This is a genomic window from Rhodococcus xishaensis (assembly GCF_004011825.1).
Taxonomy (GTDB): Bacteria; Actinomycetota; Actinomycetes; order Mycobacteriales; family Mycobacteriaceae; genus Prescottella; species Prescottella xishaensis.
Map to the genome: position 1 here is coordinate 497,063 of NZ_RKLO01000002.1, position 23,754 is coordinate 520,816.

The 23,754-nt window shown below is 65.9% G+C and carries 23 protein-coding genes; 17 read left to right on the forward strand and 6 right to left on the reverse strand.

Going from position 1 to position 23,754, the window contains the following annotated elements:
* Positions 1–20: 20 nt before the first annotated feature.
* The 3 genes from EGT50_RS06710 to EGT50_RS06720 form a co-directional block, all read right to left on the reverse strand.
* Positions 21–1,085, reverse strand: a complete 1,065-nt coding sequence (locus tag EGT50_RS06710; RefSeq protein WP_127952296.1) for a hypothetical protein — start codon at positions 1,083–1,085, stop codon at positions 21–23.
* 200 nt (positions 1,086–1,285) lie between these two features.
* The gene (locus tag EGT50_RS06715; protein ID WP_127951829.1) at positions 1,286–2,473 is read right to left on the reverse strand and encodes an MFS transporter; all 1,188 of its coding nucleotides are present in this window, start codon (positions 2,471–2,473) and stop codon (positions 1,286–1,288) included.
* Positions 2,470–3,378, reverse strand: coding sequence for a PAC2 family protein (locus EGT50_RS06720; protein ID WP_127951831.1), 909 nt, complete (start codon positions 3,376–3,378; stop codon positions 2,470–2,472). Before EGT50_RS06720 ends, EGT50_RS06715 begins: the two co-directional genes overlap by 4 nt.
* Positions 3,379–3,429: 51 nt before the next feature.
* On the opposite strand from EGT50_RS06720, the gene metH reads away from it, so the two are divergent.
* From metH to hisG, 6 genes are all read left to right on the forward strand, one after another.
* Positions 3,430–6,999, forward strand: a complete 3,570-nt coding sequence (gene metH / locus EGT50_RS06725) for a methionine synthase (protein WP_127951833.1) — start codon at positions 3,430–3,432, stop codon at positions 6,997–6,999.
* A complete protein-coding gene (locus tag EGT50_RS06730; RefSeq protein ID WP_127951835.1) occupies positions 6,992–7,699 on the forward strand; it encodes an HAD family hydrolase in 708 nt (235 codons plus the stop codon). The genes metH and EGT50_RS06730 overlap by 8 nt, the downstream gene beginning before the upstream one ends.
* 2 nt (positions 7,700–7,701) lie before the next feature.
* Positions 7,702–8,556: an oxygen-dependent tRNA uridine(34) hydroxylase TrhO gene (trhO, locus tag EGT50_RS06735; RefSeq protein ID WP_127951837.1), complete on the forward strand. Its 855-nt coding sequence runs from the start codon at positions 7,702–7,704 to the stop codon at positions 8,554–8,556.
* Positions 8,557–8,574: 18 nt separating this feature from the next.
* Entirely contained in the window at positions 8,575–9,462 is an 888-nt protein-coding gene (locus EGT50_RS06740) for a pseudouridine synthase (RefSeq protein ID WP_127951839.1), read from the forward strand.
* 50 nt (positions 9,463–9,512) lie between these two features.
* Positions 9,513–9,776, forward strand: coding sequence for a phosphoribosyl-ATP diphosphatase (locus EGT50_RS06745; protein ID WP_127946901.1), 264 nt, complete (start codon positions 9,513–9,515; stop codon positions 9,774–9,776).
* A 100-nt stretch (positions 9,777–9,876) separates the two neighbouring features.
* On the forward strand, positions 9,877–10,725 hold the full coding sequence (gene hisG, locus EGT50_RS06750) for an ATP phosphoribosyltransferase (RefSeq protein ID WP_127951841.1): 849 nt from the start codon (positions 9,877–9,879) through the stop codon (positions 10,723–10,725).
* 75 nt (positions 10,726–10,800) lie between these two features.
* On the opposite strand, the gene EGT50_RS06755 is transcribed toward hisG, so the two are convergent.
* Complete coding sequence (locus EGT50_RS06755) at positions 10,801–11,610, reverse strand: thioesterase family protein (RefSeq protein WP_127951843.1); 810 nt, start codon at positions 11,608–11,610, stop codon at positions 10,801–10,803.
* 286 nt (positions 11,611–11,896) lie between these two features.
* Here EGT50_RS06755 and EGT50_RS06760 point away from each other — a divergent pair, with 286 nt between their 5' ends.
* Complete coding sequence (locus EGT50_RS06760; protein ID WP_127951845.1) at positions 11,897–12,748, forward strand: tRNA (adenine-N1)-methyltransferase; 852 nt, start codon at positions 11,897–11,899, stop codon at positions 12,746–12,748.
* Positions 12,749–12,766: 18 nt separating this feature from the next.
* Here EGT50_RS06760 and EGT50_RS06765 read toward each other — a convergent pair whose 3' ends face one another.
* The gene (locus tag EGT50_RS06765; RefSeq protein WP_127951847.1) at positions 12,767–13,210 is read right to left on the reverse strand and encodes a nuclear transport factor 2 family protein; all 444 of its coding nucleotides are present in this window, start codon (positions 13,208–13,210) and stop codon (positions 12,767–12,769) included.
* Positions 13,211–13,394: 184 nt separating this feature from the next.
* On the opposite strand from EGT50_RS06765, the gene arc reads away from it, so the two are divergent.
* Complete coding sequence (gene arc, locus EGT50_RS06770) at positions 13,395–15,158, forward strand: proteasome ATPase (protein ID WP_127951849.1); 1,764 nt, start codon at positions 13,395–13,397, stop codon at positions 15,156–15,158.
* A 9-nt stretch (positions 15,159–15,167) separates the two neighbouring features.
* On the opposite strand, the gene EGT50_RS06775 is transcribed toward arc, so the two are convergent.
* Positions 15,168–15,677 (reverse strand): NUDIX hydrolase, encoded by a 510-nt coding sequence (locus EGT50_RS06775; RefSeq protein WP_127951851.1) that lies wholly within the window; start codon positions 15,675–15,677, stop codon positions 15,168–15,170.
* A 111-nt stretch (positions 15,678–15,788) separates the two neighbouring features.
* Between EGT50_RS06775 and EGT50_RS06780 the strand changes: the two genes are divergently transcribed.
* The 9 genes from EGT50_RS06780 to tatA all read left to right on the forward strand — a co-directional run bounded on the left by EGT50_RS06780 (position 15,789) and on the right by tatA (position 23,723).
* Entirely contained in the window at positions 15,789–16,175 is a 387-nt protein-coding gene (locus EGT50_RS06780; RefSeq protein WP_127951853.1) for a nitroreductase family deazaflavin-dependent oxidoreductase, read from the forward strand.
* A 29-nt stretch (positions 16,176–16,204) separates the two neighbouring features.
* Positions 16,205–17,704, forward strand: coding sequence for a depupylase/deamidase Dop (dop, locus tag EGT50_RS06785; RefSeq protein WP_127951859.1), 1,500 nt, complete (start codon positions 16,205–16,207; stop codon positions 17,702–17,704).
* Positions 17,705–17,829: 125 nt separating this feature from the next.
* Positions 17,830–18,024, forward strand: a complete 195-nt coding sequence (locus EGT50_RS06790) for a ubiquitin-like protein Pup (protein ID WP_127951861.1) — start codon at positions 17,830–17,832, stop codon at positions 18,022–18,024.
* Complete coding sequence (prcB, locus tag EGT50_RS06795) at positions 18,021–18,905, forward strand: proteasome subunit beta (protein WP_127951863.1); 885 nt, start codon at positions 18,021–18,023, stop codon at positions 18,903–18,905. The genes EGT50_RS06790 and prcB overlap by 4 nt, the downstream gene beginning before the upstream one ends.
* Entirely contained in the window at positions 18,902–19,711 is an 810-nt protein-coding gene (gene prcA, locus EGT50_RS06800; RefSeq protein WP_127951865.1) for a proteasome subunit alpha, read from the forward strand. The genes prcB and prcA overlap by 4 nt, the downstream gene beginning before the upstream one ends.
* Positions 19,712–19,855: 144 nt before the next feature.
* Positions 19,856–21,214, forward strand: a complete 1,359-nt coding sequence (pafA, locus tag EGT50_RS06805) for a Pup--protein ligase (protein WP_206615221.1) — start codon at positions 19,856–19,858, stop codon at positions 21,212–21,214.
* 73 nt (positions 21,215–21,287) lie between these two features.
* The gene (locus tag EGT50_RS06810) at positions 21,288–22,292 is read left to right on the forward strand and encodes a helix-turn-helix transcriptional regulator (protein ID WP_127951867.1); all 1,005 of its coding nucleotides are present in this window, start codon (positions 21,288–21,290) and stop codon (positions 22,290–22,292) included.
* Positions 22,289–23,266, forward strand: a complete 978-nt coding sequence (locus EGT50_RS06815; protein WP_127951869.1) for a helix-turn-helix transcriptional regulator — start codon at positions 22,289–22,291, stop codon at positions 23,264–23,266. Before EGT50_RS06810 ends, EGT50_RS06815 begins: the two co-directional genes overlap by 4 nt.
* Before the next feature lie 181 nt (positions 23,267–23,447).
* Complete coding sequence (gene tatA, locus EGT50_RS06820) at positions 23,448–23,723, forward strand: Sec-independent protein translocase subunit TatA (RefSeq protein ID WP_127951871.1); 276 nt, start codon at positions 23,448–23,450, stop codon at positions 23,721–23,723.
* The last annotated feature ends 31 nt before the right edge of the window (positions 23,724–23,754 follow it).

The window sequence follows — 23,754 nt, forward strand, 5'->3', positions numbered from 1 at the left end:
CGAGCCAACACGTGGAGTGGTCACCGCGTACGCCGGACGGGACGGCGCCACGCCGGCTCGTCTGTGGTCAACGTCGTGAGTAGGTACTCGGCAGCGTCCGGGTGCCGAAACGGCCCTGCGGCGAGATCTGCGTACGCATGTGCCGGCGCGACGCAGCGCAACCCGTTGCGATACTGCATTCGCTCGAAAACCACCGCTGACCACGGGGTTGCAACCATCACGTCGGCTCCGCCGTCGATCGGCCGAAGGTCCATCGCGGCCGCGAATGCGTCGACGTCGTCGGCGTACACCTCGAGCACCGCGGGCGTGGCGTAGTCCGTTGCGCCGATTCCGGTGACTGCATATCCCGGATCGCCGTCGGTCGCTGCGAGTCGAGCCAGCAGGTCGTCGAGGCCGCCAGGTGCGGCGAAGCCTCTGGTCGGGCACGGTTTTCGATCTGCGGCCCAAGCGCGCAGCATATGGGGCCACCGCACATCGGTGATAGGGCCGCGCGGCAGCCGCGTCAGCAATTCGCGTTCGTAGAGCACCTCGACCACTCGGTACGCGGCACCGGTCGACGTTCCCGAGAGCTTGATGAGTTCTGGGACCGACATCTCGCCGACATAGTCCGCGAGCGCGCGCACGACACGTTCGGACGGCTCACCGGTGAGCACCCCCGACGGTCGCCCGGGGCCTCGCCAGGGGTCCGCGTCGGCGCCGCGGTTGCGCACCCAGATCGTGGGCCGCGTCGCGAGAAGACTCACGTTGCCGGTGGCATCCCCATACGAGATGCCGTGGCCGTCCAGTTGTCGTCGTACCGGATCCGAGAGGTAGTGAGCACAGACGAATCCGCGGTCGCTGTCGGACAATTCGGAGGCGATGCGTGCGACGTCCCCGCTGAGCACGCCCTTGCGGGCGATGATCGCGTAGGAGACCGATTCGCCGTCCGGCGCGGTGATCAGCAGGCGGTTCGGAGCGGCGGGGGAGCGGGGGCGATCCGAGGACATCGACCACCCGGGAGGTAGGTTCTCCTCGAGCCACGCCGCGGACCGGCGATAGATGTCGATGCTGCGCTCGGGACGCGGATTCGGTGCAACGTCTGCCATGGTCACATTCGCCACAATAGACTCTCTGCATCTAACGGAACCATAAGATAAGCCGAATCGCTGCGGACTTCGGAAATTGCCTGGTGCGGACGATCGATTGGCTTTCGGCCCGGCCCGCGCCAGACTACCGAGTAGAAATCGGTAGCGGACGGAAACATAGGAATACCAGAACTCGCACGCCAACGAAGACCGACCAGCCACTACGGGCTGCCAGCCGGTTGTTTGGAGGAATCGGCCGTGTCGGACGGCCGGGGGCGTGGCATCAACAGTGGCGGCAGAACCGCCAGCAGCAGAGCCGGCAGCAGGAAGCTTAAGTCCGGGTGGACCGCGTACAGGGGAGTCAGCGCGATCGGTGCGAGTGCCGCTCCGGCAAACCGGAGGGCCTGCACGACCGACACGGCACCACCGCGGTTCACGCCGTCGGTGGTGAGGACCGCGGCATTGACGCCGACGAGGAGGAACTGGGCCGCGACGCCCGCGAGGAACCACGCGATGGCCGCAACAGCGGCGTAACCGACGGTGCCGGCGATCGCTACGAGCGCTGCACCGGCGGGGGCGCCGATCATGACCGCACGCGTGGCACCGACCCGGTCGATCAGCATGCCGACCGGGCGCGCGGCGAGGATGCCGGCGACGCCGAAACCGGTAATCAGCAGGCCGCGCGCGGCCGGACTGAACGCGAAGGCGTCCTCGGCACGGAAGGCCACGAGGAAGCCGAGCCCGCCGAGCGCGCCCCAACCGAGCAAGGCGACGATCCCGACGCGGAGCACGGACAGCCGTAGCGCGTCGCGGAGCCTGGCGCCAGTGTCCGCCGGGATCTTGCGCGCCGCGTCAGGCAGGCCGATCGCCCCGAGTAGCCCTGCCACAAGGGCAATCGCGAGGAACGCCAGCCGCCAGTTGACCTCGGCCGCGAGTCCACCGATCAGCGGTGCGATCGACTGGCCGCCCGCCTGTAGAGCTCCGAAAGTGCCCAGTGCACGTCCGAGCTTCTGCTGCGAGGTCATCGCGGCGAGCGTGGCGATCAGGAGGGGAGTGGTGAAGGCATTCGCGCAGCCTTGAAGGATCCGAGCCGCGAGGAACATCTCGAGGGTCGGTGCCATGAAGCACGCCAACGAGGCGGCGAGATACACCCCGTAAGCGACGCGCACTGTCCGCATCCGCCCCCATCGAGCCCCGAGAGTCCCGGACACGAGCATGACGAGCGCGAAGGGCAGCAGGTAGGCCGTCAGGGACGTTGCGGCGGCTGCTGCGTCAACCCCGAGCCCGTCGCCGATCTCCGGCAACATCGACGTGACTACACCGGCGCCGAACGGCCCCAGGAAACCGCCCGCGTAGAGCGCGAAGAGCTGAAGTCGGGTACGAAGACCTGGCGTGATGCCCTCGGTCATGCTCCAAAGCGACCGGGCCCGCGGCGACGCAGGTAGCGCTCGAATTCGGCCGCCAGCGCGTCACCGTCGATCTTCGCGATCGCCTCCGAGATGCTGGTCTCGGCGTCGCCGCGTTCCTCGAGGGTGCGAACGTACTCGGCGATCTCCTCGTCGTCCCGGGTCATTTCGGACACGGATTCTTCCCAGTCCTCGGCCTGGGTCGGCAGGTCCCCGAGAGGCACCTCGACGTCCAGGACGTCCTCGACTCGTTGCAGCAGCGCCACGGTGGCCTTCGGGTTCGGTGGCTGGGACACGTAGTGGGGGACCGCCGCCCAGAACGAGACCGCCGGCACCCCGGCCTTCACACACGCATCCTGCAGGACCCCGGCGATTCCCGTCGGTCCCTCGTAACGGGAGTGCTCCAGATTGAAGCGCTCGGCTGCCTCGGCGCTGTAGGCGGTGCCGGTGACCGGAACCGGTCGACTGTGGGGGGTGTCGGCGAGAAGGGCACCGAGGATGACTACGGTGTGGACGCCGAGTTCCTCGACGAACTCGAGCAACTCGGCGCAGTAGCTGCGCCAGCGCATGTTCGGCTCGATGCCGCGGAGCAGGAGTACGTCGCGATCGCTACCGGGTGGAGTGCACAACGACAATTGTGTGGTGGGCCACACGATCTCCCGGGTCACGCCGTCTATCTGCCGGACCACAGGGCGATTGACCTGGTAGTCGTAGTAGTCCTCGGTGTCGAGTTCGGCCAGCGGCTTGGCGTCCCACATGAGCTCTAGGTGCTCGACAGCACCGCTCGCGGCGTCGCCCGCGTCGTTCCAGCCTTCGAAGGCTGCGATCAGGATGGGATCGCGCAAGGTAGGCACTTCCACATCTGTACTGTCCGATGCGGCGGTGTCGCGGGACTCGGGGGAACTCACGTACCCAGCCTACGACCAGCTACCGTCGAGCCGCCCACTACTCTGGGCGGCATGTCTGCACCATTCCACTCTGCCCTGCTCGATGCGCTGACCCAGCGTGTTGTGATCGGCGACGGCGCCATGGGCACGATGCTGCAGGCCGCGGATCTGACTCTTGACGATTTCCGCGGACTCGAGGGCTGCAACGAGATTCTGAACGAGACTCGCCCGGACGTCCTCCGCGACATCCATCGCGCATACTTCGAGGCCGGCGCGGACGCGGTCGAAACCAACACCTTCGGCTGCAACCTCCCGAACCTCGCCGACTACGACATCGCTCATCGCATCCGGGATCTGTCCGAGCGCGGCACCCGTCTCGCACGTGAGGTCGCCGACGATATGGGACCGGGCCGTGACGGCATGCCACGGTTCGTGCTGGGCTCGATGGGTCCGGGTACCAAGCTGCCCACTCTCGGGCACGCGCCGTTCGGGGTGCTGCGCGACGCGTACACCGAGTCGGCCCTCGGAATGATCGAGGGTGGTGCCGACGCAATCCTGATCGAGACCTGCCAGGACCTGCTCCAGGTGAAAGCCGCGATCATCGGCAGCCAGAATGCTATGGAGAGGCTCGGCCGTAGACTTCCGATCATCACTCACGTCACCGTGGAGACGACCGGAACCATGCTCCTCGGCAGCGAGATCGGTGCGGCGCTGACCGCGCTGGAACCGCTCGGGGTCGACATGATCGGTCTGAACTGCGCCACTGGTCCCGACGAGATGAGCGAGCACCTGCGGCACCTGTCGCGGCACTCGAAGCTTCCGGTGTCGGTCATGCCGAACGCCGGTTTGCCGCAACTCGGTCCGAACGGGGCCGAGTACCCGCTGACGGCTGAGGAACTCGCGGTCGCCCTGGCCGGCTTCGTCGGCGAGTTCGGACTTTCACTCGTCGGCGGCTGCTGCGGTACGACACCCGAGCACATTCGCCAGGTTGCCGACGCCGTCCGTCAGGTCGAGCAGGCACAGCGCAACCCGCAGCCGGAGGACGGCACGTCGTCGCTGTACCAGTCCGTGCCGTTCCGGCAGGACGCGAGCATTCTGATGATCGGCGAGCGCACGAACAGCAACGGCTCCAAGGCGTTCCGCGAGGCGATGATCAGCGAGGACTACCAGAAGTGCCTCGATATCGCGAAGGAACAGACCCGTGACGGCGCGCACATGCTCGACCTCAACGTCGACTATGTCGGTCGCGACGGTGCCGCCGACATGGCTGCACTCGCAAGCCGTTTCGCGACCGCTTCGACACTCCCGATCATGCTCGACTCCACCGAGCCCGACGTGTTGAGCGCCGGCCTCGAACACCTGGGCGGCCGGTGCGCGGTCAACTCGGTGAACTACGAGGACGGCGACGGACCGGACTCGCGCTTCCAGCGCATCATGACGCTGGTCAAGCGGCACGGTGCTGCGGTCGTCGGGCTCACGATCGATGAGGAGGGACAGGCTCGCACCGCCGAGCACAAGGTGCGCATCGCCGAACGGTTGATCAACGACATCACCACCAACTGGGGGCTCGCTCAGTCGGACATCATCATCGACGCGTTGACGTTCCCGATCTCCACTGGGCAGGAGGAGGTGCGGCGCGACGGCATCGAGACCATCGAGGCGATTCGCGAGATCAAGCGACGCTTCCCCGACGTCCATTTCACGCTCGGAATCTCGAACATCTCCTTCGGCTTGAATCCTGCTGCGCGCCAGGTGCTCAACTCGGTGTTCCTGCACGAGTGCACTGCGGTGGGCCTCGACACGGCGATCGTGCACGCGTCGAAGATCCTGCCGATGGCGCGGATCCCGGAGGAACAGCGCGAGACGGCGCTCGACCTGGTCTACGACCGCCGCCGTGAGGACTACGACCCGCTGCAGAAGCTGATGGAACTGTTCGAGGGCGTCTCGGCGGCATCGGCGCGCGAGTCGCGGGCCGAGGAGTTGGCGGCGCTACCGCTGTTCGAGCGGCTGGAACGCCGCATCGTCGACGGCGAACGCAACGGCCTCGAAGCCGACCTCGACGCCGCGATGCTCGAGCGTCCGCCACTCGAGATCATCAACGAGACGCTGCTGTCGGGCATGAAGACCGTCGGCGAGCTGTTCGGCTCGGGGCAGATGCAGCTGCCGTTCGTGCTGCAGTCCGCCGAGGTGATGAAGGCCGCGGTGGCCTACCTCGAGCCGCACATGGAGTCCACCGGCGACGAAGGCAAGGGCCGGATCGTGCTCGCCACAGTCAAGGGCGACGTGCACGACATCGGCAAGAACCTCGTCGACATCATCCTGTCCAACAACGGGTACGAGGTCGTCAATATCGGAATCAAGCAGCCGATCGCAACGATCCTGGACACCGCAGTCGACAAGAAGGCGGATGTCATCGGCATGTCCGGTCTGCTCGTGAAGTCGACCGTGGTGATGAAGGAAAACCTCGAGGAACTCAACGCCAAGGGCGTCGCAGAGCAGTTCCCGGTCCTCCTCGGCGGCGCGGCGCTGACCCGGTCGTACGTGGAGAACGACCTGTCCGAGATCTATCAGGGGCAGGTGTCGTATGCGCGGGACGCATTCGAGGGCCTGCACCTGATGGACAACATCATGGCGACCAAGCGAGGCGAGGGACCTGACCCGGACAGCCCCGAAGCGTTGGCGGCCGAGAAGAAAGCGGCCGAACGCAAGGCGCGCCACGAGAAGTCCAGGCGCATCGCAGAGAAGCGTAAGGCCGCCGAGACGCCCGTGGAGATTCCGGAGCGCTCCGACGTGGCGACCGACATCGATGTTCCGACGCCGCCCTTCTGGGGTACCCGCATCGTCAAGGGTGTGGCCCTCGCCGAGTACTCGGGACTGCTCGACGAGCGGGCCCTGTTCCTCGGCCAGTGGGGACTGCGTGGCCAGCGTGCCGGGGACGGGCCGACGTACGAGGAACTGGTCGAGACCGAGGGGCGTCCACGGCTGCGCTACTGGCTGGACCGCCTGAGCACCGAGGGTGTTCTACACCACGCAGCCGTGGTGTACGGGTACTTCCCGGCCGTCTCGGAGGGCGACGATGTGATCGTGCTCACCGAGGCCGATCGGGATGCGCCGGAACGCTTCCGGTTCACCTTCCCGCGCCAGCAGCGTGGCCGTTTCCTGTGTATCGCGGACTTCGTGCGGTCCCGCCGGGACGCTCGGGCACGAGGTGATGTGGACGTGCTGCCGATGAACCTGGTGACGATGGGGCAGCCGATCGCCGACTTCGCGAACGAGTTGTTCGCGGAGAACCGCTACCGGGACTACCTCGAGGTCCATGGCATCGGTGTCCAGCTCACCGAGGCATTGGCCGAATACTGGCATCGACGGGTTCGTGAGGAACTGATCATGCCGGGCGGTCACAAGGTCGCCGAGGAGGACCCGTCGAACGTCGAGGACTTCTTCAAACTCGGATACCGCGGCGCGCGTTACTCGTTCGGCTACGGTGCCTGCCCCAATCTCGATGACCGGCGCAAGCTCGTCGCGCTCCTCGAACCCGGGCGGATCGGCGTCGAGCTGTCCGAGGAAGTGCAGTTACATCCCGAGCAGTCCACTGACGCGTTCGTCCTGCACCACCCGGAGGCAAAGTACTTCAATGTCTAATCCCGCCTGTACGCCGAACACCGTCTCGACCCGTTCACTGCGTGCGGTCCTTTGGGACATGGACGGCACGCTGCTCGAGTCCGAGAAGCTGTGGGACGTGGGCATGGCCGAGCTGTCGTTGCGCCTCGGCGGCCCGATGTCGGAACAGACCCGTCTCGCGACGCTCGGCGCGGCGAGTCCGGACGCGATCGCGACCCTGTTCGCGTCCCTCGACCTCGATGCACGGCCGCAGGCCCTCGCCGACGCCAAGCGTTGGCTGTACGGCCGGATGGGGGAACTGTTCGAGGCCGGGCTGCCATGGCGACCCGGTGCACCGCAGGCACTCCGAATGGTGCGGTCGACCGGGCTCGGGACCGCGTTGGTGACGAACACCGAGCGCGAGCTGTGCGAGTTCGCGCTCGACACCCTCGGTCGCGAGCACTTCGACCATTCGGTGTGCGGTGACGAAGTTCCTTCGGGCAAGCCCGATCCGGCGGCCTACCTTCGTGCAGCGGAACTGCTGGGGGTGGACCCGGCGGACTGCCTGGCGGTGGAGGACTCGCCGACGGGTGCCGCCGCTGCCGACGCCGCCGGTTGCACGGTGCTGGTGATCCCGTCCGTCGCGGCAGTGCCCGAGTCGCCGCGCCGGATCTTTCGCTCCACACTCGAGGGGCTGACCTCGACGGATCTGCACGATCTGCATGGGCGGAAGGCGACATAGCGGTGGCCATTCCGAAGATCGTTCTGTTCTACCGGTTCACTCCGCTCGCCGACCCCGAGGCCATCCGGCTCTGGCAACACACCCTGGCCGCGTCGAACAACCTGACTGGCCGGATCCTTCTCTCCGAGCACGGCATCAACGCGACGGTCGGCGGCGATATCGCCGACGTCAAGCGGTACGTGCGTGGTACCCGGGCCTACACCGCATTCAAGGACGCTGACATCAAGTGGTCCGACGGCACCGGCGCCGCGGCCTTTCCTCGCCTGTCGGTGAAGGTGAGACCCGAGATCGTCACGTTCGGTGCCCCGCAGGAGCTGAAGGTCGACGCAGACGGCGTCGTCGGCGGGGGAGTTCATCTGTCCCCGAACAAACTTCACGAACTCGTGGAACAACGCGGCGACGACGTCGTGTTCTTCGACGGCCGGAACGCATACGAGGCGGCCATTGGTCGGTTCCGGAACGCGGTGGTCCCCGAAGTCGCGACCACCCGCGACTTCGTGGACGAACTCGACAGCGGACGCTACGACCATCTCAAGTCCAAGCCGGTCGTCACCTACTGCACGGGTGGCGTGCGCTGCGAGGTGCTGTCCGCGCTGATGCGCAATCGCGGGTTCGAAGAGGTGTACCAGCTCGACGGCGGAATCGTGCGCTACGGAGAGACATTCGGTGACGAGGGTCTGTGGGACGGATCGTTGTACGTGTTCGACAACCGGATGAACATCGACTTCACGGCCAACGCGGTCACGATCGGGAGGTGCTCCCTCTGTGACGTGCCGACGTCGCGGTTCCGGAACCACCCGGACGTCAACGGGCGCGAGCTGACGCTCGTGTGTGAGTCGTGCGTGCCCGACGCGTGACTCGTCTGGGGATCTGACATGGCGCGTGCGCCGTTGCCGGTGCGGGAAGGACTCGGGCCCGACCGGATCCGCATGCCGGCCGGGGTCGTGGCGTCGACGATCGTCGAATTCCTGTCGCAGCGTCACCCGGATGAGGATTGGGCCGGCCGGATCGCGGCGCGGGAAGTGGTCGACGAGCACGGGCGCATCGTCGACGAGACCACGCGATACCAGCCGACGCGCTTCGTGTACTTCTACCGTGATCCCGCCCCGGAGGTACCGGTGCCGTTCCAGGTCGACGTACTACACCATGAAGACGGGCTCGTCGTGGTCGACAAGCCGCACTTTCTGTCGACGATCCCGCGTGGCGCACACATCCGCGAGACCGTCGTCGTCCGGTTGCGCCGTGATCTCGACCTACCGGATCTCGTCCCGGTACACCGCCTGGACCGGATGACGGCCGGGGTGCTGTTGTGTACGGCCGAGCCGGCGCTGCGCCGTCCCTACCAAGAGATGTTCGAGCGACAGCGGGTGCGCAAGGTGTACGAGGCTGTCGCGCCTCGTCGCGGCGACATCGACTTCCCGTCGGTCGTCCGGAGCCGGATCAGAAAGGTCCACGGCGAACTGACGGCGTACGAGGAACCTGGTGAACCCAACTCGGAGACGCGGATCGAGATGATCGAGCGCCGCGGCAACCTCGCGCGGTATCGCCTTCACCCGAGGACCGGCCGCACCCATCAGCTGAGGCTGCACCTGAACTCGATCGGGGCGCCGATCGTCGGCGACAACTTCTATCCGCATCTGCGACGGCGCGACCCGGACGACTTCGCGAACCCGCTGCGGTTGCTCGCGCGCAGCCTCGAGTTCGACGATCCGATCTCCGGCAAGACCAGGCGATTCGAGAGCCGGCGGGTTCTGGGGTGGTGAGCGCGGTCCAAGTTCGGATCGCGTCCGGTCACGTGCGAGAATGAGTCCCCGTGAAAACCTTCGACTCCCTGTTCACCGAGCTGACCGAGCGCGCCGCCTCCCGCCCTGAGGGATCCGGCACCGTTGCCGCGCTGGACGCAGGTGTCCACACGCAGGGCAAGAAGGTGCTCGAGGAGGCCGGCGAGGTCTGGATCGCCGCCGAACACGAGAGCGACGAAGCCCTCGCCGAGGAAATCTCTCAGCTGCTCTACTGGATCCAGGTCCTGATGGTAGGCAGGGGGCTGAAGCTCGAGGACGTCTATCGACATCTGTGACGGCATCCGCCGCCGCACCCGGAAGGTGCCCGGTATCGAACACCGCCCGGGCATGCCTGTCGAACAACCTCAGCCACCCGTCCTGAAAGGACCACCGCACATGCTGCGTGTCGCAGTACCTAACAAGGGATCGCTGTCGGAATCGGCGAGCCAGATCCTCGGCGAGGCCGGCTACCGTCGTCGCACCGATTCGCGGGACCTGACCGTCCTCGACCCCACCAATTCCGTCGAGTTCTTCTTCCTGCGCCCCAAGGACATCGCCATCTACGTCGGCTCCGGTGACTTGGATCTGGGTATCACCGGCCGTGACCTCGCCCTCGATTCGGATGCGCCTGTCGCCGAGCGACTCGCCCTCGGTTTCGGCCGATCGACATTCCGCTACGCCGGTCCGGCCGGTAAGGAGTGGAGGGTCGAGGACCTGGCCGGTCTGCGGATCGCCACGTCGTACCCGAACCTCGTGCGCGCAGACCTCGCGTCTCGGGGCCTCGAGGCCACCGTCATCCGCCTCGATGGCGCCGTCGAGATCTCCATCCAACTCGGTGTCGCCGACGCGATCGCGGACGTCGTCGGATCCGGTCGCACGCTGCGCCAGCACAATCTCGTCGCGTTCGGTGACGCGCTGTGTGACTCGGAGGGTGTGCTGATCGAGCGCCTCGATTCCGACCCGGAGGACCGCGTCAGGAACCAGTTGATCAAGCGAATCCAGGGCGTCGTGTTCGCGCAGCAGTACCTGATGATCGACTACGACTGCCCCAAGAGCATCCTGGATGACGCGCTCGAGGTGACGCCCGGCCTCGAGTCGCCGACCCTGTCGCCGCTCGCAGACGAAGATTGGGTCGCGGTGCGGGCGATGGTGCCACGTAAGGGGCACAACGGGGTGATGGATCAACTCGCGGATCTCGGTGCCAGGGCGATCCTGGCGTCGGACATCCGCTCGTGCCGGTTCTGACCGGTTGTCCATCTGGCTGTGAGGGCGGTCGCGCCCGAAACTCGGGAACCCCCGCCCTCGCGGCGTTCGCGGAAACTAGCGGGCGCGCACCTGAACGGTCTGGTTGATCCGACCGACAGCGCCGATCTCGTCGTAGATGACGCCCGAGCACATTCCGACGCCGTCGGGACCGTACGAGGTTTCCGACGACAGTCCGATCCACTCGCCGCTCGGGACACGGAACAGGTGGACCGTGAGATCGGTGTTGAGGTACGTCCACTCGTTCGGGTGAATCTTCGCGCCGACGCCGTTCGAGACGTCGACGACTGCGAACAGCCGCTCGATCGGCGTCAGTGATTCCCCCTCGACCAGAACGGCATTGGGGCGTAGCCATACCTGACCGGGGCCCGGACCGCCGATCTCGGCGAGCCACCGCCAGTCGAGGCTGCTCACGAATCCCGAGCCCAAGAAGGGTCCACTCATGTCGATCTCGTGGGTCTCGGACAACGGGGCGAGAGGGCTGTCCGCGGTGTGCACGACGGCTGTCGTGTCGACCGTCTGCATCCGCCAGCCCGTACCGCGGGCAACAGCGCGGGAGACTCCGTCGGGGCCTTTGGTCCAGAGCTCGGCCACCACGAGTTCGACGCGCTTGCCGGGACGGTCGATCCACGAGCGCACTTCGATGTCGCTGATCGGAATGGGGCCCAGGATCTCGATGACGACGCGGGTCAGGCGGGTGTTCGGGCGGTGCCCGCAGCGCTCTAGCGCACGTACCAGTAGCGCCGACGGGGGACTGCCGTGCTGCATCGTCTCCGCCCACGTGCTGACCGTTAGCGACGTCGACTCGAACCGCTCGACGCCGTCCTGTCCGCCCCCGAGCGGAATGTAGTACGCCAGATCGCTCACTCGACCATCTCCTCTGAACCCGAACTTGCAAATCCGAACTTGCCTAGGGAGATACGTCGGGTCGACCCGGGCACGGGGCGGTGTTCCTCCGAAGGCCGGGCAACGGATCACATGGTCGCACCAGCCGCTCAGGCGACTCGAACCGGGGCGGAACTCGGCAGATCTCGGCAGGTCTTGGCGGGGTCGGCAGGTTTCGACCATGTCGTCGGCTGCTCGGGGTGCGTGCCAGACTATGCGCTGGGTCCGACAAGGCGTCGGGCGCTCGAACGAACGGAGTGGACTCGAGATGGCCTCAGGCGGACTGGGACGTAGCGGACCGTTTCAGGTCGGTGACCGCGTCCAACTCACCGATGCCAAAGGACGCAAGTACACCGTCGTCCTCGAGCCCGGCAAGGAGTTCCATACCCACCGCGGTGGCATCCTGCACGACGTGCTGATCGGCACCGACGAAGGAAGCGTCGTCACGTCGACCAACGGCACCCCGTACCTGGCGTTGCGCCCCCTGCTCACCGACTACGTCCTGTCCATGCCGCGGGGGGCGCAGGTCATCTACCCCAAGGACGCCGCGCAGATCGTCCACGAGGGTGACATGTTCCCCGGTGCGAGGGTGCTCGAGGCCGGCGCCGGCTCCGGTGCGCTGACATGTTCGCTGCTACGGGCGGTCGGCCCTACCGGACGGGTCTCCTCCTACGAGGTGCGCGAGGACCATGCCGACCATGCCGTGCGCAACGTCGAGACCTTCTTTGGGCAGCGCCCCGACAACTGGGATCTGACGATCGGCGATCTGGCCGATTACGACGCCGACACCGACGGCAAGGTCGACCGCGTCGTGCTGGACATGCTCGCCCCCTGGGACGTGTTGCCGGCCGTGGCGAAGGCACTCGTGCCTGGTGGCGTACTCGTCGTCTACGTCGCCACGACGACGCAGCTGTCAAGGGTCATCGAGGCGATGCGTGAGCAAGAGTGCTGGACCGAGCCCCGGTCCTGGGAATCGATGGTGCGAGGCTGGCACGTGGTGGGCCTGGCGGTGCGCCCCGAGCATCGGATGCAGGGGCACACCGCATTCCTGGTCACGGCCCGACGGCTGGCCGAGGGCACGGTGACCCCCAAGCCGCAGCGTCGGCCCAGCAAGGGCTGACCACGGGGTGAGGCCCCGTCAGGAACAGCTCAGGCGTGCCATGCCGAGGAATTCGCAGGTGCTGTCATCCGAGATCAGCCATTCGCCGTTCACTCTCGCGAACTCGACCGGGATCGGCGCGCCGCCATGTGGGCCGGTGATGTCTGTGACCGCCGTGGCGGTGTCGCCGTCGACGGTAACCTCGCCGACCTCCGCGGTCAGCGGGTAGCCGGTGAGTACCCCACCCAACTGCTCGAGAACCTCGGTCCGCTGGTCGCCCTCCTCGGCGACGGCGGCCCTCTCGGCCACGTCGACATCGGGATCGAAGAACGTCGCCAGTTGCGCTTGCAGCACCTCGGCGGACGGCGCAGCGGCGGCGGTCGTGGTCGCGGCTTCGTCCGACGTTTCGTCGGAGCCGCAGGCGCTCAATCCGAGAACGGCGACCATGGCGCCGGTGGCGACGAGCGGTTTGCGGATGATCACGTAGTGGCCTTTCCTTCGGTCGATCGGGCACGATCGGACAACTAAGTAAGGGAAGGCTAACATGGTCGGTAGTGTGGGTTTCGAGACAGAAGAGTGACACCCTGCCGCGGATCAGACACGTGTCGCACCCCGCTTTGCGTTCGGTGCCGGTAGCGTTGAATGATCGGACTGGGAGGAGCTGCACATGAACCCGACAGAGAATCCGGACCCGGTTGCGGCGGCGCGTGAACTCGAGGCGCTGAGGGTAGAGGCGGCGGCTCTCCGCAGACAACTCGCGGAATCGCCCGAACAGCTACGCGAGCTCGAGTCACGGGTGGATTCGCTCACCATCCGCAACGGCAAGTTGCTGGACACCCTGAAGGAGGCCCGGCAGCAGCTCATTGCCCTGCGTGAGGAGGTTGATCGGCTCGGGCAGCCCCCGAGCGGATATGGAGTGCTCCTGGCCGTACACGACGACCAGACCGTCGACGTGTTCACCTCCGGCCGCAAGATGCGCTTGACGTGCTCGCCGAATGTCGAGGCCGGGACTCTGTTCACGGGTCAGACGGTCCGCCTCAACGAGGCGCTCACGATCGTCGAGGCGACCGACTTCGAACGTGTCGGTGAGATCTGTTCTCTGCGTGAGGTTCTCGACGACGGGGCGCGCGCTCTTGTGGTCGGGCACGCCGACGAGGAGCGCGTCGTTTGGCTCGCGGCACCGCTCGCGGAGATCGCGATCAACGACGTCGTCAAGGACCCGGATTCCCCGACGCGTCGGTTGCGCCCCGGTGACTCACTGCTGGTCGACACCAAGGCCGGCTACGCCTTCGAGCGCATCCCCAAAGCGGAGGTCGAGGATCTCGTCCTCGAGGAGGTCCCAGACGTCGGCTACAACGACATCGGCGGACTCGGCCGGCAGATCGAGCAGATCCGCGATGCGGTCGAATTGCCGTTTCTGCACAAGGACCTGTTCCACGAGTACGCTCTGCGCCCGCCCAAGGGCGTGCTGCTGTACGGCCCCCCGGGCTGCGGCAAGACGCTCATCGCGAAGGCGGTCGCGAACTCCCTCGCCAAGAAGATCGCGGAAGCCCGCGGAGAGGACAGCAAGGAAGCCAAGTCCTACTTCCTCAACATCAAGGGTCCGGAGTTGCTGAACAAGTTCGTCGGCGAGACCGAGCGGCACATCCGGATGATCTTCCAGCGGGCCCGGGAGAAGGCGTCCGAGGGCACTCCAGTGATCGTGTTCTTCGACGAGATGGACTCGATCTTCCGCACCCGTGGGTCTGGTGTCTCGTCGGACGTCGAGACCACCGTCGTTCCGCAGTTGCTCAGCGAGATCGACGGTGTGGAGGGACTCGAGAACGTGATCGTGATCGGTGCGTCGAACCGCGAGGACATGATCGACCCGGCGATCCTGCGTCCGGGCCGTCTCGACGTCAAGATCAAGATCGAGCGCCCGGACGCCGAATCGGCGCAGGACATCTTCTCGAAGTACCTCACCGAGGAGTTGCCGTTGCACGCAGAGGATCTCGCCGAGTTCAACGGCGATCGCACCGGGTGCGTGAAGACGATGATCGAGCGCGTCGTCGATCGGATGTATGCGGAGAGCGACGACAACCGCTTCCTCGAGGTCACGTATGCGAACGGCGACAAGGAGGTCTTGTACTTCAAGGACTTCAACTCGGGCGCGATGATCCAGAACATCGTGGACCGGTCCAAGAAGTACGCCATCAAGGCCGTCCTCGAGACCGGATCGCCCGGTCTGCGGGTGCAGCACGTGTTCGATTCGATCGTCGACGAGTTCTCGGAGAACGAGGATCTGCCGAACACGACGAACCCCGACGACTGGGCTCGCATCTCCGGCAAGAAGGGTGAGCGGATCGTCTACATTCGCACACTGGTCACCGGTAAGAACGCGAGCGCGAGCCGCGCGATCGACACCGAGTCCAATACGGGGCAGTACCTGTAGCGATGCCGGTCAGCCGCCCAGGTCGTCCGTCAGCAGGGCCCGGGTGTCCGGTACGAACGGCCATCCCGGGTCCTGCAGGTGCCTACGCAGCTCCTGCTCGGTCCACCACCACCCGTCGGTGATTTCACTGGGCTGGTGGTGGATCGGCCCGTCATAGCGTGCCTCGAACGCGTGCAGGTGGCACCGCAGCGGAGCCCCGTTCCACGTTCCGTCCCAGGAGACCTGAGCGAGGGGTGTCAGCTCGACGTCGGTGACTCCCAGTTCTTCCCGTAGTTCGCGTCGTGCAGTCATCTCCGGAGTCTCGCCGGGATCGACCACACCGCCCGCCAGGCAGTCGTGCATGCCCCCGAAAATGGCCTTGTCGGGTGCGCGCCGGTGAACATAGATGCGGGTGCCGTCGAGTGAGCGGAGCAGCACGCCAGAGCTGGCGTGCCAGAGTCCCTCTGCATAGACCCGCGTTCGGGGTGCTTCACCGACCGGATTGCCGTGTACGTCGTACACGGCGACGAGTTCATCCATTGCACCATCGTGTCACCGCAGCGGAAGCAGCGTGCCGCAGCAGGTCGCGGGGATACGATCGGCCGGACGAGAGGGGGTGGCGTTGTGGTTCTTCCGCGCCGACTCGCCCGGATGAACCGGGTCGGTCTCAATCGAGCTGCGGTGCTCGTCGCCGGTTACCTACCGGGATTCGCGCTTGTTCACCATCGGGGCCGCCGCTCCGGCCGGGCCTACAAGACGCCGGTCAATGCCTTTCGGATCGGAAACGGCTACCGCGTCCCCCTGACCTATGGCGCCGATAGTGACTGGGTCCGCAACGTCCTCGCCGCGGGGGAGTGTGACGTCACCGTTCGCGGCCGCACGCTGCATCTGCTGGATGCCAAACTCGAGACCGACCCCTCCGCGCGATGGGCGCCGGGACCGGTGTCCGTGGCGCTCCGCAGAATCGGTGCAGACACCTACCTGCAGTGCCGACTGGAGACAGGCTCGATGCCCGGCAGAGAGCAGGCGGAGGGATGAAGGCCCTCGGAACGATCTAGGCTCGTGCCATGCAGCGGATCATCGGTATCGAGGTCGAGTACGGAATCTCATCGCCCAGCGATCCTTCGGCGAACCCGATTCTGACCTCGACGCAGGCCGTGCTGGCCTACGCAGCGGCGGCGGGCGTGCCCCGAGCCAAACGGACGCGGTGGGACTACGAGGTGGAGTCGCCGCTGCGAGACGCGCGCGGATTCGATCTGGGTCGGCTGGGGGGGCCGGCGCCGGTGATCGACGCCGACGAGGTCGGTGCGGCGAACATGATCCTGACCAATGGGGCTCGCCTGTACGTCGATCACGCGCACCCCGAGTACTCGGCTCCGGAAGTGACGGACCCGATCGACGCAGTGATCTGGGACAAAGCCGGCGAACGGGTCATGGAGGCGGCCGCCAGGCACGCGTCCAGCGTCCCGGGCGCCCCACGACTGCAGCTGTACAAGAACAACGTAGACGGGAAGGGCGCGTCGTACGGCACCCACGAGAACTACCTGATGTCCCGTGACACGCCGTTCTCGGCCGTGATCACCGGGTTGTCCCCGTTCTTCGCCTCGCGGCAGGTCATCTGCGGCTCGGGCCGGGTCGGCATCGGGCAATCGGGTGACGAGGCCGGGTTCCAATTGTCCCAGCGGGCCGACTACATCGAGGTCGAGGTCGGACTCGAGACGACCCTCAAGCGCGGGATCATCAATACCCGAGACGAGCCGCACGCGGACGCCGACAAATACCGGCGCCTGCACGTCATCATCGGCGACGCGAACCTCGCTGAGATGTCGACGTATCTGAAGGTCGGCACGACTGCGCTGGTGCTCGACCTCATCGAGGCCGGTGTCGATCTGTCGGACCTGCAGCTCGCGCGACCGGTGACTGCGGTTCACCACATCAGCCACGATCCGACGCTGCGCGCAACGGTGGCGCTGGCCGATGGGCGCGAGGTCACCGGCCTTGCGCTGCAGCGCATCTATCTCGACCGCGTGGCCAAGTTCGTCGACCATGAGGGGATCAAAGATCCCCGCACTGCAGACATCATCGACAAGTGGGCGATGGTGCTCGATTTGCTCGAACGGGATCCTGCGGAGTGCGCCCACCTGCTCGATTGGCCGGCGAAACTGCGTCTCCTCGAGGGCTTCCGGAATCGCGAAGGTCTGTCGTGGTCGGCGCCGCGACTGCACATGATCGATCTTCAGTATTCGGACGTGCGTCTCGACAAGGGCCTTTTCAACCGTCTCGTGGCGCGTGGCTCGATGGAGCGCCTGGTCAGTGAACAGCAGGTGCTCGATGCCGTACACAATCCGCCGGCGGACACCCGGGCGTTCTTTCGAGGTGAGTGCCTGCGCCGGTTCGGCGCCGATATCGCGGCTGCCAGCTGGGACTCGGTGATCTTCGACCTCGGGGGTGAGTCGTTGGTGCGGATTCCGACCCTCGAACCGCTGCGTGGCAGCCGTGCCCATGTCGGCGAACTTCTGGACTCCGTCGATTCGGCCGCTGAGCTGGTGGATCAGCTTACGAACTGATCACGTCAGCGAGGCGCGCCGGGAGCTTATCGTCACGTTGGCGCCGTCGATCGGTAGGGTTGGAATCCGAGCAGGACTTGTTGAAGACGCTTCGATGGGTCCGCGGTGAGAGGAGGTCGGTAGCCATGGCTCAAGAGCAGACCAAGCGTGCCGGTGGTGGCGACGACGACGATGCCCAGATCGGGGACGGTGCGGCAGGGCAGGAGCGTCGCGAGAAGTTGGCCGAGGACACCGACGATCTTCTGGACGAGATCGACGACGTGCTCGAGGAGAACGCCGAGGACTTTGTGCGTGCTTACGTTCAGAAGGGCGGCCAGTGACAGCGGATCGTGCAGGGCTTCCGTCAGCGTTCGACGGACACGGAGGGAACACCAGGTTCACATACGGGTCGAACCTCTCCTCGTTCACAGAACACCTGCGCATCCACGCACCTGACTTGCTGCCTGGGAATCGAATCGAGATGGGCCGCACCGGCTCCGACGGCGACACAGCCGATATCGCGCCGCACGGGACGACGATCGTGGCGCTCACGTTCGCCGGTGGCGTCGTGATCGCCGGTGACCGTCGCGCCACCATGGGGAATCTCATCGCCAGCCGTGACGTCGAGAAGGTGTTCGTCACGGACGACTACTCAGCTGCCGGGATCGCCGGTACCGCCGGCGTGGCGATCGAACTCGTTCGCCTGTTCGCAGTGGAGCTCGAACACTACGAGAAGATCGAAGGCGTCCAGCTGACGTTCGACGGCAAGGCCAACCGACTGTCCTCGATGGTTCGTGGCAATCTCGGTGCTGCGATGCAGGGACTCGCGGTCGTGCCTCTGCTTGTCGGTTTCGACCTCGACGCGGCGGATCCCGAACGGGCCGGGCGCATCGTCTCCTACGACGTCGTGGGCGGGCGGTACGAGGAACGTGCCGGATACCACGCGGTCGGGTCCGGGTCGCTGTTCGCCAAGGCGTCGCTCAAGAAGCTCTACCGGGAAGACAGCGACGAGGATTCGGCGCTGCGGATGGCGGTCGAGGCGCTGTACGACGCGGCGGATGACGACACAGCCACAGGCGGGCCGGACATCGTTCGCTCGATTTACCCAACGGCGGTGACCATCTCTTCCGCGGGCGCGGCGTATGTGCCGGCGGAGCGTACGGCGGAACTCGCTCACGCCGTCGTGGTCGACCGCACCGAGGAAGGACGCACTCCACGATGACGCTGCCGTACTATGCCTCCGCCGAGCAGATCATGCGGGATCGCTCGGAGCTGGCGCGCAAGGGAATCGCGCGCGGCCGTAGCGTCATCGTGCTCACCTTCGCCGACGGTGTGCTTTTCGTCGCGGAGAACCCGTCCACCGCGTTGCACAAGGTCAGCGAACTGTACGACCGCCTGGGTTTCGCGGCCGTCGGCAAATACAACGAGTTCGAGAATCTGCGGCGTGCAGGCATCGTGCAGGCCGATATTCGCGGGTACTCGTACGACCGACGTGATGTCACCGGCCGATCCTTGGCAAACGGCTACGCGCAGACACTCGGGACGATCTTCACAGAGCAGCCCAAACCCTACGAGGTAGAGATCTGCGTCGCCGAGGTCGGGCCGCACGGGGCGGCGCCGCTCGCACAGCTGTACCGCATTACCTACGACGGGTCGATCGTCGACGAGAAGCACTTCGTCGTCATGGGGGGTTCCACGGAGCCCATCACGACGGCCCTGAGCGAGTCGTACCGCGCCGGCATGGAGCTGGGCGAGGCGGTGGCGGTGGCGGTCAAGGCGCTGCAGGACGGCACCGCGACCAGCAATGGGGAGTCGGATCGACGCACACTGGGAGTGTCAGGGCTCGAGGTTGCAGTACTCGACCAGTCTCGACCCAGGCGGGCGTTTCGACGCATCACGGGTGCGGCGTTGGAGACCATGCTGCCGGCCTCGGCGCCCGGTGCGAGCAAGAAGGGCAAGAAGGCGAGCCCAGCCGACGACAAGAAAGCCGATACGGGAGACGCTTCCGGATCCGGGGACAGCGCCTAGGCGACAGTCTTGGCGGTCACTGTCAGGGGCAGGATCGCCCGCTACGGTTCGGCGAACATCTCACTTCGGCCACGTTCCACCCTGTGGCGACGCGACTGATCCTGAACGGCAAGGCAACCGCGTTCGGCGCTGTAATGTCGAAGTGTGCAGCGACGAATCATGGGAATCGAGACCGAGTTCGGTGTCACCTGCACCTTTCACGGTCATCGGCGGCTCAGTCCGGACGAAGTAGCCCGCTACCTCTTCCGGCGGGTGGTTTCGTGGGGCCGTAGTTCCAACGTGTTCCTGCGCAACGGCGCGCGGCTGTACCTGGACGTCGGATCGCATCCCGAGTACGCGACCGCCGAGTGCGACAGCCTGTTGCAGCTCGTGAACCACGACCGCGCGGGCGAGCGGGTGCTCGAGGATCTTCTCGTCGATGCCGAGCAGCGGCTCGCTGAGGAGGGTATCGGCGGCGACATCTATCTGTTCAAGAACAACACCGACTCGGCCGGCAATTCGTACGGCTGCCACGAGAACTTTCTCGTGGTGCGGGCGGGGGAGTTCTCCCGAATCTCCGACGTGCTACTCCCGTTCCTGGTGACACGGCAGTTGATCTGCGGTGCCGGGAAGATTCTGCAGACGCCGAAAGCAGCCACCTTCTGCCTGTCGCAGCGTGCCGAACACATCTGGGAGGGGGTCTCGTCGGCGACCACGCGGTCTCGGCCGATCATCAATACCCGCGACGAGCCGCACGCCGACGCCGAGAAGTACCGCCGTCTGCATGTCATCGTCGGTGACTCGAACATGTCGGAAACCACCACGATGCTCAAGGCCGGAACGGCCGCGCTCGTGCTCGAGATGATCGAAGCCGGTGTTCCGTTCCGTGACTTCGCGCTCGACAACCCGATCCGCGCGATCCGCGAGGTGAGTCACGACCTCACGGGGCGCCGACCGGTGCGCCTGGCCGGTGGAAGGCAGGCCAGTGCGCTCGATATCCAGCGCGAGTACTACTCGCGGGCCGTCGACCATCTGCGTACCCGCGATCGTGATCCGCAGGTCGATCAGGTGGTCGACCTATGGGGCCGTGCCCTCGATGCGGTGGAGAACCAGGACTTCGCGAAGGTCGACACCGAGATCGACTGGGTGATCAAGCGCAAACTGTTCCAGCGCTACCAGGACAAGTACGGAATGGAGTTGTCCGATCCCAAGATCGCGCAACTTGATCTGGCGTACCACGACATCAAGCGGGGGCGCGGCGTCTTCGATCTTCTCCAGCGCAAGGGACTGGCGAAGAGGGTCACCGAAGACGAGACGATCGAAGCGGCGGTCTCGACGCCCCCGCAGACGACGCGCGCGAAGCTGCGGGGCGATTTCATTGCTGCGGCGCAAGATGCCGGACGGGACTTCACCGTGGACTGGGTGCACCTCAAGCTGAACGACCAAGCGCAGCGCACCGTGCTCTGCAAGGATCCGTTCCGGTCGGTGGACGAGCGGGTGGACCGCCTGATCGCCTCCATGTGAGCGTCGCCGCCGGACGCGCCCTCGAGTTGCCCTTCGTGCTACCGGTATGTCCGGTGGCATTAGGCTCGGCGACGTGGCGATATCCAAAGTCGAGCGGTTGATGAACCTCGTGATCTGCCTGCTCTCCACACGGCAGTTCCTTACCGCGGAGAAGATCCGGGAGAGCGTGGCCGGGTACAGCGACTCGGCAAGTCACGAAGCGTTCAGTCGGATGTTCGAGCGGGACAAGAACGAGCTTCGTGACCTGGGAATTCCGCTGGAAACAGGGCAGGCGAAGGGGTCCTCGGCCGAGGGATACCGCATCAACCGAACCGCCTACGAACTACCCGAAGTCGACCTGGATGCCACTGAGGCTGCCGCCGTCGCGGTCGCGGCCCGTTTGTGGGGTTCGCCGGAGATGGTGTCGGCGTCCCAGACTGCATTGTTGAAGCTGCGCGCGGCTGGGGTTCAGGTCGACTCCGACTTCGAGGCAGTCCCGGTCTCGACCGTCCCGGCCCGCACACGAGGCTCCGAGGACTCGATGCGAAAGCTCCTCGAGGCGATCGACGCGGGTCGTGCCGTAACCTTCCGGCACCGTAGTGCGCCGACTGAGGAGTTCGCGACTCGAACCGTGCAGCCATGGGGTGTGGTGACGCTCCGCGGACGCTGGTACCTCGTGGGACACGACGTCGACCGCGACGCGACACGCACGTTCCGGCTGTCGCGCATAGCAGATCCGGTCCAGGCGATCGGACCGGAGAATGCGGTGCGCAAGCCTCCGGGCATCGATCTGCGAGCGATCGTCGACAAGGTCACCGGGGCCGGATCGGTGACCGGTAGAGCCGTCGTGTGGGTGACCGCGGGGCGTGCGTTGGAATTGCGACGTCTCGGGACGATGCGTGAATCGCGGGAGTTCGGGGGTCGACCGGGCGAGACCCTCGAGATTCCGGTTCGGTCCTGGGAATGGATCGCCCGGCTCATTGCCGGACACGGTGACGACGCTGTCGTGTTGGAACCAGAGTCGCTCCGCTCGAGCGTGCAGGACAAACTGCGGTTCGCGGCAGGTGTAGACGTCGATGGCGGGGAGGTGGTCCGGTGAGTGTTCGCGTGTCACGCCTGACGCGGCTGTTGAACATGGTGCCGTACTTCATGGCAAACCCAGGTATCAGCAAGGAGGAGGCGGCACAGGAACTCGGTGTGACCGTGCCCAACCTCATGAAGGACCTGGATCAGTTGTGGGTCTGCGGACTCCCTGGGTACAGCCCGGGCGATCTCATCGATCTCTCCTTCGACGAGGACACCGTCACGGTGGTGTTCTCGGCGGGAATGGACCGCCCACTGCGCCTCACGTCGACGGAAGCGACAGTCCTGTTGGTGGCGCTGCGATCGCTCGCCGAGATGCCTGGGATGGTGGACCCGACCGCCGCCCACGGCGCGATAGCCAAGATCGAGGCGGCTGCCGGCAACGCTGCGCGGGTGGCGAGCGGTGACAGAGGAGATGCCGACGGTGCATCGGCGCCTGCGCCGGAGTCTATGGTCGTGACGACTGTTCGATCGGCCCTGCAGCGCGATCACGCGTTGCGCCTGACGTACTACTCGGCGTCCCGCGACACCGTTTCGGAGCGTGTCGTCGATCCCATCCGTTCATTGCTCGTCGACGATCAGTCGTATCTGCAGGCTTGGTGCCGTCAGGCCGAGGGCGTCCGGCTGTTTCGTTTCGACCGAATCGACGGAGCCGTCGAGTTGGACGAGGCATCCGTGCCACCCGCGCAGGCACTCGGAACCGACACCCACCTCGAGCTGTTCAGCGACGACGCCGCCCTGCCGCAGGCCCACCTGCGGATCTCGGCGGCACACGGTTGGATACTCGACAACTATCCGATGGTCCCGGTGCAGACGTTGCCGGACGGGTCGGTCGAGGTGACGATGCGATACGGCTCCCTGGAATGGATGGCGCGCCTGGTGTTGGGTTTCGGGTCGGCAGCGACAGTCATCGGACCGACCGACTTGGTCGAGACGGTTCGTGATCGCGCCCGTGCCGCACTCGCCGCATACGATGCCCTGGAGGTGTGATTCCCGACCCGCAGAGACGTCGGGGAGAGTAATTTTGGGTAGCGGACGTGTGAACCGGTTCGCAGGCAGGTGCACACCCTGCTCCTGCTGGCAGTGACGTCAGGGTGAACAGGACATTTGCTCCGAGACGGACTCGCTCATGTCCGGTAGCATCGTCCTGGTCTGACATTTGGAGGTAATAATGACCGGAGGCTTCAGCCCCTGGCACTGGGCGGTCCTCGCCATAGTGGTCGTCATCCTGTTCGGTTCCAAGAAGCTGCCCGACGCGGCCCGTGGGCTCGGTAGGTCGCTGCGCATCTTCAAGAGCGAAGTCAAGGAGATGCAGAACGACGGCAACACCTCGGCGGCCCCTGCTGCCGACCCGGCTCCGTCCGCGCAGTTGCCTTCCGCGCCCGTCGATGCCACCGTCGTCGAGCCCCCCCAGCAGGAGCCCCGCTCGGAGCCGAAGTCGGCCTAGTCCACGTATCACGAGCATCCGGGGTGACCAG

Excerpts from the sequence above, each read along its gene's own strand:
- EGT50_RS06710 (WP_127952296.1), bottom strand. The coding sequence starts at position 1,085 with ATGGCAGACGTTGCACCGAATCCGCGTCCCGAGCGCAGCATCGACATC.
- EGT50_RS06715 (WP_127951829.1), bottom strand. The coding sequence starts at position 2,473 with ATGACCGAGGGCATCACGCCAGGTCTTCGTACCCGACTTCAGCTCTTC.
- metH (WP_127951833.1), top strand. The coding sequence starts at position 3,430 with ATGTCTGCACCATTCCACTCTGCCCTGCTCGATGCGCTGACCCAGCGT.
- EGT50_RS06730 (WP_127951835.1), top strand. The coding sequence starts at position 6,992 with ATGTCTAATCCCGCCTGTACGCCGAACACCGTCTCGACCCGTTCACTG.
- EGT50_RS06740 (WP_127951839.1), top strand. The coding sequence starts at position 8,575 with ATGGCGCGTGCGCCGTTGCCGGTGCGGGAAGGACTCGGGCCCGACCGG.
- hisG (WP_127951841.1), top strand. The coding sequence starts at position 9,877 with ATGCTGCGTGTCGCAGTACCTAACAAGGGATCGCTGTCGGAATCGGCG.
- EGT50_RS06760 (WP_127951845.1), top strand. The coding sequence starts at position 11,897 with ATGGCCTCAGGCGGACTGGGACGTAGCGGACCGTTTCAGGTCGGTGAC.
- arc (WP_127951849.1), top strand. The coding sequence starts at position 13,395 with ATGAACCCGACAGAGAATCCGGACCCGGTTGCGGCGGCGCGTGAACTC.
- EGT50_RS06775 (WP_127951851.1), bottom strand. The coding sequence starts at position 15,677 with ATGGATGAACTCGTCGCCGTGTACGACGTACACGGCAATCCGGTCGGT.
- EGT50_RS06780 (WP_127951853.1), top strand. The coding sequence starts at position 15,789 with ATGAACCGGGTCGGTCTCAATCGAGCTGCGGTGCTCGTCGCCGGTTAC.
- dop (WP_127951859.1), top strand. The coding sequence starts at position 16,205 with ATGCAGCGGATCATCGGTATCGAGGTCGAGTACGGAATCTCATCGCCC.
- EGT50_RS06790 (WP_127951861.1), top strand. The coding sequence starts at position 17,830 with ATGGCTCAAGAGCAGACCAAGCGTGCCGGTGGTGGCGACGACGACGAT.
- prcA (WP_127951865.1), top strand. The coding sequence starts at position 18,902 with ATGACGCTGCCGTACTATGCCTCCGCCGAGCAGATCATGCGGGATCGC.
- tatA (WP_127951871.1), top strand. The coding sequence starts at position 23,448 with ATGACCGGAGGCTTCAGCCCCTGGCACTGGGCGGTCCTCGCCATAGTG.